The following is a 9,545-nucleotide window of genomic DNA, read 5'->3' as shown; positions in this document are numbered from 1 at the left end:
GGCGGGGCCCGGCCGGGCGGGGACGGGCACGGGAGGTGGTCGCACACCGCGGGCGCCCGCACATACACTGATCCCTCCCCGACCGACTCCCGGCCGCGGCCCCCCCCCCCCCCCCCCCCGGGCCGGAACACCGGTGTCACCTCCCACGCCTCCGCGTCGGTGGCGTCCACGGGGTCACCGTGCCGGTCGAACGCCACCCCCGCGTGCTGGCGCAGATGTGCCAGCAGTTGCTCCCCCCGGGCCGTGGGATGTGCGCCGAGGGTGCGGACCAGGCAGTCGAAAGCCGCCTCGACGTGCGCATACGCTCCGCCCCGCACCTGTACGACGCGGGCGTCGCGGGCATCGGCGGGGCCGAGCATGCGCGCGAAGTCCTCCACCGCGCAGTCGTCGGTGAAGAACAGCCGCCCGCCGAAGCCTTCGGTGCGCAGCCGCCGGGCGGTGGCCGCGGCTCCGAAGTGGGTGCCGCACACCACCACCGCGTCGGCCTCCTGCACGGACGCCGCCCTGCCGCCGGACAGCAGCCGGATGCGGTCGGCGATTTGACGGCCGTAGGCACTGCCGTCGTCGACGACCTCCGGGCAGCTGTGGCCGAGTTCGCCGATCGCGTGCACGATCGCCTCGGCCTGCCCCGTGTCGTGCGGACACCACCGCAGGGCCCAGGCTGTCCGGCCGGAGTCCGCCTCCCGTGCACCGTGCTCGTCTTCCGCGCCGTCCGCGCGGTTCAGCAGCCCCGGCGCGGTGGCCAGGGGAAGCAGCAGCGGCAGACCGGCACGGCTGTAGTGGGGCAGCGCCCGGCCGGCGCCCATGCTGTTGAAGTGGCCGATGACGGCGGTGTGGCCGCCGTCGGCCACGACGGCCTCGGCGACGTGCGCCGCGTGGTCGGCGTCGCCCCGGTCGTCGTGGAATTCCCAGGAGATCCCCGGGCGGCCGTGCGCCGTCGCCGCCCGTTTCAGCAGCTCGCCCCACGGCGCGCGAGGACCGCTGAAGGGACCCACCACCGCTATCCGCGTCATGTCCCGCCCCCCGTCAGCCACTGAACAGGGGACCGGTCGCGGGAGCGATCTCCCGTCCCGCCGGAGGCGGGACCAGAGCGGAGGCGCGCACCGGGCGGTCGGCCGGCACTCCCAGCAGGGCGGCCAGCCGCCCGGCGGCCGTCGGGAGGGCAGGGGCCGCCCAGGCGGACAGTCCCGCGGCCACGGTCAACTGCCCCCGCAGGGCGGCCCGGTGGGCGGGCCCGCCGGTGGGGCGGTCGCGCTCGTGCGCGTGGACGTGACCGAAGTCGGCGGCGCAGGCCACCACCTCGTCGAGCAGGGCGATCGCTCGGCGCGGGTCGAAGCCGGGCACGCCGTACGCCTCGCGCAGCTCGTCGACGATCCGGGTGAGCCGCCCGTGCAACCGCTCCCAGGCCGGCCCGGAGGGCGTCTCCTGGGGAACGTGGCCGCCGCAGTCCTGTGCCACCGCCGTCAGCAGTCTGTCCAGCCAGCCGTCCCACAGGGTGGCCAGGTGCTGCCGGCTGCGCGTCAGGGCAGGGAGGCTGAAGCTGGTCTGGCGGCCGTTGGGGCGGTCGGAGAGGACGTGGTAGCGAAGCACGTCGGGGCCGGTCTCGGCCAGGGCCTCGTGGGCCCAGACCGCATGCCGCCGACTCGTGGAGAACTTCAGGCCGTCGAGCTGGTAGAACTCGTTGACCACGAAGGCCCGCGGCAGCGGGATCCCCGCGTCGTACGCGAGGAAGAGCGCCGGGAACAGCACGGCGTGGAAGTAGCCGTTGTCGAACCCGAAGAACTGTATCGGCCCGCTGTCGGGCAGGGCGGCGTCCGAGGGGTCGTACTCCCACAGGTAGCCGGGCGCCATCTCGAACCACACGAAGATCCGCTGGGACTCGAAGCCTGCGACCGGCACGGGGACACCCCAGTCGGCGGGATGGCTGACGGCTATGTCGGGCAGTCCGTCCGCGAGCATCCGTTCGCACAGCGCCCGCAGGTGTGGGGGCATGTCGACCTCGGCCCAGAAGGCGGACAGCTGCTCGGTGAACGGTGCCAGCGGGAGGTAGAACCGCTCCACGTCGTGCAGCTCCGCCCGGGTACCGCAGACCACGCAGCGCGGGTCGAGGACGTCGCCGCACTCGTTGGGACGGCCGCACGGTTCGCAGGCGTTGCCGTTGGTGGCGGAGCCGCACAGCGGGCACTCGCCGACGAGGTAGCCCTCGTACAGCCAGCGGTCGCAGGGAGCGCAGTGGGGCAGCGGGCTGGTGCGCGCGACGATGTGGCCGACGTCGTACAGCTTCTGGAAGAACTTCTGGACGAACTCCCGGTAACCGGGATCGGTTCGCGGCCGTGTGATGTGGTCGAAGCCGATGGCAGCCTCGCGCCACACCCGTGCGATGGAGTCGCCGTAGCCGTCGGCGATCTCCTCCGGCTTGCGGTCACCGTCCCTGAGACCGCGTACGGCAACGTAACCCTGGTGGTCGTCGAGTCCCGTGGTCAGGCGCACGTCCTCGCCGTCGGCGCGCAGAAAGCGGCTCAGCACGTCGGCGGCGACGTACGGGCCGGCGAGGTGGCCGACGTGTAGGTCTCCGTTGGGGGTCGGGGGTGTGGCGGTGATCCAGGTGTGAATGGTCACGCGGAGACCTCCGGAGCGGGCTCGTGCAGCGGCCAGTAGACGGAGACCCAGGAGAGGAGCGAACCGGTGGGATTGTGGACCACGTGCTCCTGGTTGCGCGGCAGGACCAGCAGGTCGCCCGCCTGGAAGTCGGTCGTCTCCTGCGCCAGGTCCAGGCGTCCGGTGCCCGACAGGACGATCATGACTTCGTCCTGGTTGTGGCAGTCCGGCTCCGAGCTTGATCCGGCGGGCAGGAAACAGGCCATTGCGCCGACGGGCGGCTCGTCCCACTCGTCGGCCTTCTGCCAGGGGATCAGCCGCTGACAGGCCATGCCGAATTCCTCGGACGCGTCCGAGAGGGAAATACGGATCTTGGTGATCAAGGGAACCTCGCAACTGTCGCAGGATGCCCGGCGGTGACTGCTGGGAGATGGGCGCGGTACAGAGGGTGCGGTGCTCGGGAACACGGTCGACCCGATGCCGAGGGGGTGGAGAAAGTGCAGAGGAAAGCGCCCTGCGGACGCGGTGGAATGAAAGACTCCGGATAGCGGGACTCTGTGGTTGCGGAATCACGGGGTAGCCGCAGGGGCGAAGCCCAAATGCAGCAAGCCTTTCCCGGGAGGAACGGCATCGCAAACCGCTTCGCTGCACCGAAGCGGAATCCTGGCAATGCCGGCCCTACTGGAAAGCCGGTCATTCCGGCGCCCTGTAAGGCCGGATGGTAACACATGCTGAGCATGCATCAAGATCGTTCGCTGGAAAGGAAGTTGGCGTGGATACCGGTCGCCGACTCGCAGCGCTTCGCAGGGTGTCTCCCGGATGCCCGGACGCGGTGATGCCGGTGGCGGCTGCGGCCCGTGGCCGGTTTTGGCGCGTGCGGAGAAAGATGCGGCAGGGGGTTGATTCACTCATCCTTGCTGCATATGATCTGTCGTCGCCGGTGCACGCTGCATCCTATCCGGTGCCGAAGTGCCTTGGTTCTACCAGTAGTTCGTGGCCGTGGCTGCCACATGGGCGGGAGACCCGCCCGAGGGGGAAAGCCGCAGACGGGGGTGTTGCTCGTCGAGTAGCTTCTACGGGGGGTCGTATGCGTTGCTCGGGATTTTCAGGCATCGATCGCCATGTATGCCTGCGCTGACAGCCGTCTCTGACGGCATCCATTTCGATCGCGCTCGCCCGGCCTGCACGCCGGACCGGTGACGGTGTGAATCCCTTCCCGGGTGGCTGTTGATTCGATTCCCATCTCATGGGCTTTGGGGTGTAAGTCCGAATTCATCATCCAGGACTCCAGTGGAGTCGCGGATTTCGTTCTGCTCTGACCGCAGTGATATCCAGTGTACTTTGCCATACGGTAAGGACGAGAATGTCTGAATCGCAATTAAGAGCGGAAAGCGACCCCGTCTACGATGTGGTGGGCGTCGGTTTCGGTCCATCCAACCTCGCGCTGGCGATCGCGATGGAGGAGCACAACGAGGCCGCCCGGGGGGAGCGGACGGTCACCGGAGTCTTCCTGGAGCGCAAGCAGAGCTTCGGCTGGCACCGCGGCATGCTGATCGAAGGCGCCACCATGCAGGTCTCGTTCCTCAAGGACCTCGTCACACTGCGCAAACCGGTCAGCAGGTTCGGCTTCGTGCCGTACCTCCACGAGCAGGGGCGACTGGTCGACTTCATCAACCAGAAGACGTTCTTCCCGACCCGGGAGGAGTTCCACGACTACCTCGAGTGGGCCGCCGACGGCGTCGATCACATGGTGCGCTACGACTCCGAGGTGACCGCCGTCCGCCCGGTCGTCGCGGACGGCGAGGTCCGCCTGTTCGAAGTGGTCTCGCGCCGCCCCGGCGAGACCGAGGAGACCATCCACCGGGCCCGCAACGTGGTGGTGGCGTGTGGGCTTCGGCCGTTCCTCCCCGAGGACGTGACCGCCTCCAGACGTGTCTGGCACAGCAGCGAACTGCTGCCCAACCTCAAGGAATTCAAGGAGGACACCGCCCCCACCCGCTTCGTCGTGGTGGGCGCCGGCCAGAGCGCGGCCGAGGCCGTCTGGCACCTGCACCGGACCTATCCGTCCGCCGAGGTGTGCGCGGTGTTCTCCCGGTACGGGTACGGCCCCGCCGACGACAGCCCGTACGCCAACCGGGTCTTCGACCCCGAGGCCGTGGACGTGTACTTCCACGCCGACGGTCAGGTGAAGGCCCAGCTGATGGGCTACCACCGCAACACCAACTACTCCGTGGTGGACATGGACCTCATCGATGAGCTCTACCGGACGGAGTACCAGGAGAAGGTCAGCGGCCAGCGGCGGCTGCGCATCCTGCGCACCTCCCGGGTCACCGATGTGCACGACGGGCCGGACGGGGCCGTGGTGCGCGTCCAGGACCTCACGACCGCGACGCCCAGAGAGCTGCACGCCGATGCCGTGGTGTTCGCCACCGGGTACCGGTCCTTCGACCCCGCCGCGCTGCTCGGCGAGGCCGACCGGCTCTGCGTCCGCGACGCTGCCGGGCAGCTGGGCGTCGAACGCGACTACCGGGTGCGCACCGACCCCGCGGTGCGGGCCGGGGTCTACCTCCAGGGCGGCACGGAGCACACCCACGGCATCACCTCGTCCCTGCTGTCCATGGTCGCCGTAAGGGCCGGCGAGATCCTCGACTCCATCCTGCGGCGCACGCAGGCGGAGCCGGGAGCCGTCGAGCGGTCGGCCGTTCTCAGCGGCAGCCATGAGTGAAGCCGTGAGCGGGACGTCGACCGCCGACGTGGTCGTCGTCGGCGCCGGGATCATCGGGGCGGCCGTCTTCCATGAACTGGCCGACCGGGGCCTGCGGGTCACGGCCGTCGACACCCGCCGGGCCGGAAGCGGCACCACCGCCTGGTGTGGCGGTGTGGTCCGCTGCTACCACGACAACCCGTCGCTGACCGACCGTGCCATGGTCGGCTGGCGGTACTTCCACGACTTCGCCCGACACACCGGCGTCGACGCACCGTTCCACACGTGCGGCTTCCTGTACGTGCCGCGGGCCGACCGCGTCGAGTACGCCCGGGCGGAGACCTCGCGGATCGCCGCCGCCGAAGTCCCCGTCGAGTGGCTGCCCCCCGCCGAGGTGACCCGGCGCTTCGGACACCTCCTCGGGGGGGAGTGCCACGGCGCCGTGTGGGAACCCCGCTCGGGGTACCTCGACGCGGAGCGTGTCACCCGGGGCTACCTGCGGGCCGGACAGCGCAAGGGCGGCCGGCTCATGGAGGGCGTCGAGGTTCGCGGCCTCCTCCGCAGCGGGGAACGGGTCACCGGCGTCCGCACCGGACCGGGCGCCGTCCACGCCGGCACGGTCGTCCTGGCGACCGGCGCGTGGACCCCCGCCCTGCTCTCCTCGTGGGGTATCCCGCACGACATGTGGATCCAGGCGATCCAGGTCGACCTGAGGTTCCCATCCACCCCCCTGACCGGACACCCGGCGTACATGGACGACCTGTACGACCTCAACGGCAGGCCCGATCCGGACTCCGCCGGCGTCTACGTCGGCCACCCCACTGGTCTGCGCCTCCAGGACGCCGACCGGCACGAACCGGCCGACCCGGCCCACTCGCAGTCGATCCGGAAGGCCGCCGGACAGCGGCTGCGCTGGGTGGACGGCAGCCGCGCCGGCGGAGGGCTGCGGGCCCCGGAATGCCACGCCCCCGGCACCGCCGCACGGGTGGGACCCCTCTCCCGTGATTCCTCACTGCTGCTCACCACCGGTTTCAACGGCGGCGGTTTCAAGATGGCCCCCTGGGCCGCCGCCGAGGTGGCCGACCTGGTCACCGAAGCAGCGGCGGCCTCCTCTACCAGTTCGGTCCCACGTCGCGACACAGAACGCAGGAGTGCACGATGACCAAGGAGATCAAGGGCGTCCTCCCCGTGGTCCTGATGCCCTACACGGAGAACGGCGCCCTCGACGAGGGCGGCTTCCTCACCCAGGCGGACCACATGTTCGGCGTGGGGAGCGACGGCTTCGTCGTCGGCCAGATGTCGGAGCTGCTCCGACTGACCCACGGCGAACGGCTGCGGGTCGCCGAACTCTCCGCCAAGGCCGCCGAGGGACGCGGCGTCTCCGTGATGAGCACCGGCGCCGAGACGGCGGAGGCGGCCATCGAGTACTCACGCCACGCGCAGGAGTGCGGAGTCGACGCCCTGCTCGTGATGCACCCCACCACGCTCCCCCTGGGCGACGAGGAGATGACCGACTACTACAGCCGGATCATCGAGTCGGTGGAGATCCCCGTGATCATCCACCACGCCAAGAGCCTGGCCAAACAGCCCCTGTCCATCGCCGTCCAGGCACGGCTGCTGGAGGAGTACGGCGAGGAGCGGGTGCTGTACAAGCCCGAGGCACAGCCCACGCCGCCCCGCGTCAGCCAGCTGCGGGACGCCACCGGTGGCCGGGCCCGGATCTTCGAGGGCGACGGCGGCATGATGCTGCTCGACTGCCACCGCCGCGGCCTGGTCGGCACTATCCCGGCGACGGAGATCGCCGAGATCGTCGTGGTGCTGTGGCGCCTGCTGGAGGAGGGTCGGCGGGACGACGCCGAGAGGATCGGCCACCCGCTGTCCTACCTCATGTGCCACATGATGAACAGCACCGACTACTACCTGTCGATCGCCAAGCGCTTCCTGAAGGAGCGCGGCATCGTCAAGAACACGTTCGTCCGCGGTCCGAGTCGGCACGTGCTGGACGACGAGACGTGGACCGAGGTCCATCGCACCTACGAGAACCTTCTCGCTCTCTCCAAGGAGCTCTCCCGATGAAGAACCACGCCTTCACCATACGTCTGCGCGACGAGGCCGCCGCCGACAAGTACATCGCCATGCACCGTGAGGTCTGGCCCGAGATCGTCGGCCCCGGCGGCGCGCTGGAGACCATCGGCGTCCGCAAGCTCCAGATCTTCTACATCGATCCGCTGACCCTGTTCATGTACGTCGAGGCCGAGGACCACTTCGAGCCCGTCCGCGACTTCCTGCGCGCCAACGACCTGCACCCCAGGGTGAAGGAGTGGGATGAGATGATGCACGCCGACGGCGGACTGCTCGAACGCCACCCCGGCAACGACGGCAAGCTCAACTGGGCGCCGATGCGCCGCATCCACCATGTGGACTTCACCGGCACCCTTCCCGACCTGGACGAGGAGTGAGCGCCCTCGACAGGTCGGCGGTGACGGTCCTCGACTGCACACTGCGCGACGGTGGCTACTACAACGACTGGACCTTCGACGACGTCCTGGTGGAGAGCTACCTCGCCGCCTGCGCGGAGGTCGGCATCGACGTGGTCGAACTCGGCTATGCCGGGCTGGGCGACGCCGACCGGGGGCCGTACGGTCGACTCCCTGACGGCTTCCCCCCGCACTTGTTGGCCGCCCTGTCCAGGGACCGCGGAACGAGGTTCGCGGTCATGGTGGACGCCGGGCCGCTGCTCGGCGACCGCGTCGCCGAGGCGGGGTCCCGGCTCGCCGGGCGACTGGCCACCGGGCCGCTGCCCATCGACCTGGTGCGGATCGCCGTCAACCACACCCGGACCGCCGAGACCGGGGCCCTGGTGGAGGCACTGCGTTCCGCGGGGTTCGGCGTCTGCCTGAACCTGATGCAGATCGACCTCGCCGACGACGACCGGCTCGCCCGGGTGGTGGACGCGGTCGCCGGGATGGCCCCGCTGGAGGCGGTCTACATCGCCGATTCGCTCGGCTCCATGTCCGCGGAGCGGATCGCCGCCCTGGTCGAGCGCTTCCGCGCAGGCCAGGACGCACCCGTGGGAGTCCATGCCCACGACAACCAGGGGTTCGCACTGCACAACACCCTCGCCGCGGCGGACGTGGGGGCCACCTGGCTCGACGCCACCGTCCTGGGCATGGGGCGAGGCGCCGGCAACACGCGGACCGAGCAGTTGCTCGTGGCCCTCGGCACTTCGCCCGACCGGCTGCGGCCACTCCTGGAGACGGCGGCACGCCGGTTCACCACGCTACTCGACAAGTACCGGTGGGGAGCAAACCCGCTGTACGCCTTGGCGGGCATGCATCGGGTCCACCCCTTCTACGTGCAGTGCCTGGAGCAGACCACGGAGCGCAGCCTGGACGTCAAGCTGCGGGTGCTGCGGTCCCTGGCCGCGGCGGGTGCGAACGCCTTCTCGGCCGGCCGGCTGGAGACCGCGCTGCGCGATGGCTGACCGTCTGCTCCCCTGGCTCGCCGGCCACGACGCGGTCGTCTTCGACCTTGACGGCGTACTGGTCGACTCCAACGAGCTGAAAGTCGCGTGCGTGCGCACCGCGCTGGCGGACTTCGGCCCGGAACTCGTGGAGGACTTCCTCCACGAGTTCCGCCGGACGTTCGGCCGGTCCCGGCGCGAGCACTTCGCCGCCTTCCACCGCGAGTACCTCGGTGGAACCGGGGAGGGCCCCGGTTTCGAGGACTTCTTCGACCGCTACGCCGGGACCTACGCCGAGCTGCTCGCCGAGCGGTACCGGCGGGTCCCGCTGTGTGCCCATGCCGGCGAGCTGGTCCGCGCACTGACCTCGCTCGGTGTGGAACTGCACGTCGCGACGGGAACGCTCACCGCGGAGGCCGAGGGGTGCCTCGCCACGAGAGGGCTGCTGGACGCCTTCCGGTCCATACGGGGCGGTGAGCGTCCCAAGGCCGAACGGCTCGGTGAGATCCTCGCCCAGACGGGTGCGGCACCGCGGCGGACGGTCCTGGTGGGGGACTCCCGCCAGGACCTGACGGCGGCATCCGTCGCGGGCACCGGCTTCCTGTTCGTACGCAGATACGCCTTCTTCGGCGCGCTCCAGACGCTCGGCGGCCCCGACGTCGCCGGAGCACACCGGGTGTACGACCTCGACCCCGCGGGAGCGGTCCTGTCCGTCTCCGCTCCCGCGTGCGACGAAGAGGCAACCCCCATCACAGTCATCGACGGGAAAGCGTGACAGAG

Annotated in this window: 9 protein-coding genes; 6 read left to right on the top strand and 3 right to left on the bottom strand. The window is 70.2% G+C overall.

Annotated features, from left to right (window positions below):
* From AC2CJA_RS02045 to AC2CJA_RS02035, 3 genes are all read right to left on the bottom strand, one after another.
* Positions 1 to 1,013, bottom strand: a 1,013-nt coding sequence (locus AC2CJA_RS02045) for an ABC transporter substrate-binding protein (RefSeq protein ID WP_484600895.1), incomplete at its 3' end; no start/stop codon positions are given.
* Positions 1,014 to 1,026: 13 nt separating this feature from the next.
* Entirely contained in the window at positions 1,027 to 2,619 is a 1,593-nt protein-coding gene (locus tag AC2CJA_RS02040; protein ID WP_484600894.1) for a methionine--tRNA ligase, read from the bottom strand.
* Positions 2,616 to 2,981, bottom strand: a complete 366-nt coding sequence (locus tag AC2CJA_RS02035) for a cupin domain-containing protein (RefSeq protein ID WP_484600893.1) — start codon at positions 2,979 to 2,981, stop codon at positions 2,616 to 2,618. The genes AC2CJA_RS02040 and AC2CJA_RS02035 overlap by 4 nt, the downstream gene beginning before the upstream one ends.
* 980 nt (positions 2,982 to 3,961) lie before the next feature.
* Here AC2CJA_RS02035 and AC2CJA_RS02030 point away from each other — a divergent pair.
* Genes AC2CJA_RS02030 through AC2CJA_RS02005 form a run of 6 tightly spaced genes read left to right on the top strand, consistent with a single transcriptional unit; the run spans position 3,962 to position 9,540 of the window.
* Positions 3,962 to 5,323 carry a lysine N(6)-hydroxylase/L-ornithine N(5)-oxygenase family protein gene (locus AC2CJA_RS02030; RefSeq protein WP_484600892.1) on the top strand — a complete coding sequence of 454 codons (1,362 nt, stop codon included), beginning with the start codon at positions 3,962 to 3,964 and terminating at the stop codon, positions 5,321 to 5,323.
* A 4-nt stretch (positions 5,324 to 5,327) separates the two neighbouring features.
* The gene (locus tag AC2CJA_RS02025) at positions 5,328 to 6,464 is read left to right on the top strand and encodes an NAD(P)/FAD-dependent oxidoreductase (protein WP_484600891.1); all 1,137 of its coding nucleotides are present in this window, start codon (positions 5,328 to 5,330) and stop codon (positions 6,462 to 6,464) included.
* The gene (locus AC2CJA_RS02020) at positions 6,461 to 7,378 is read left to right on the top strand and encodes a dihydrodipicolinate synthase family protein (protein WP_484600890.1); all 918 of its coding nucleotides are present in this window, start codon (positions 6,461 to 6,463) and stop codon (positions 7,376 to 7,378) included. The genes AC2CJA_RS02025 and AC2CJA_RS02020 overlap by 4 nt, the downstream gene beginning before the upstream one ends.
* Positions 7,375 to 7,761, top strand: coding sequence for an L-rhamnose mutarotase (locus tag AC2CJA_RS02015; protein WP_484600889.1), 387 nt, complete (start codon positions 7,375 to 7,377; stop codon positions 7,759 to 7,761). The genes AC2CJA_RS02020 and AC2CJA_RS02015 overlap by 4 nt, the downstream gene beginning before the upstream one ends.
* A complete protein-coding gene (locus AC2CJA_RS02010) occupies positions 7,758 to 8,786 on the top strand; it encodes a beta/alpha barrel domain-containing protein (RefSeq protein ID WP_484600888.1) in 1,029 nt (342 codons plus the stop codon). Before AC2CJA_RS02015 ends, AC2CJA_RS02010 begins: the two co-directional genes overlap by 4 nt.
* Positions 8,779 to 9,540: an HAD family hydrolase gene (locus tag AC2CJA_RS02005; protein ID WP_484600887.1), complete on the top strand. Its 762-nt coding sequence runs from the start codon at positions 8,779 to 8,781 to the stop codon at positions 9,538 to 9,540. The genes AC2CJA_RS02010 and AC2CJA_RS02005 overlap by 8 nt, the downstream gene beginning before the upstream one ends.
* The last annotated feature ends 5 nt before the right edge of the window (positions 9,541 to 9,545 follow it).

It is taken from the genome of Streptomyces sp. ATLC9 (assembly GCF_057196705.1).
Note: the sequence above shows the minus strand (reverse complement) of the source record. Positions and strands in the feature narration are given on the sequence as shown.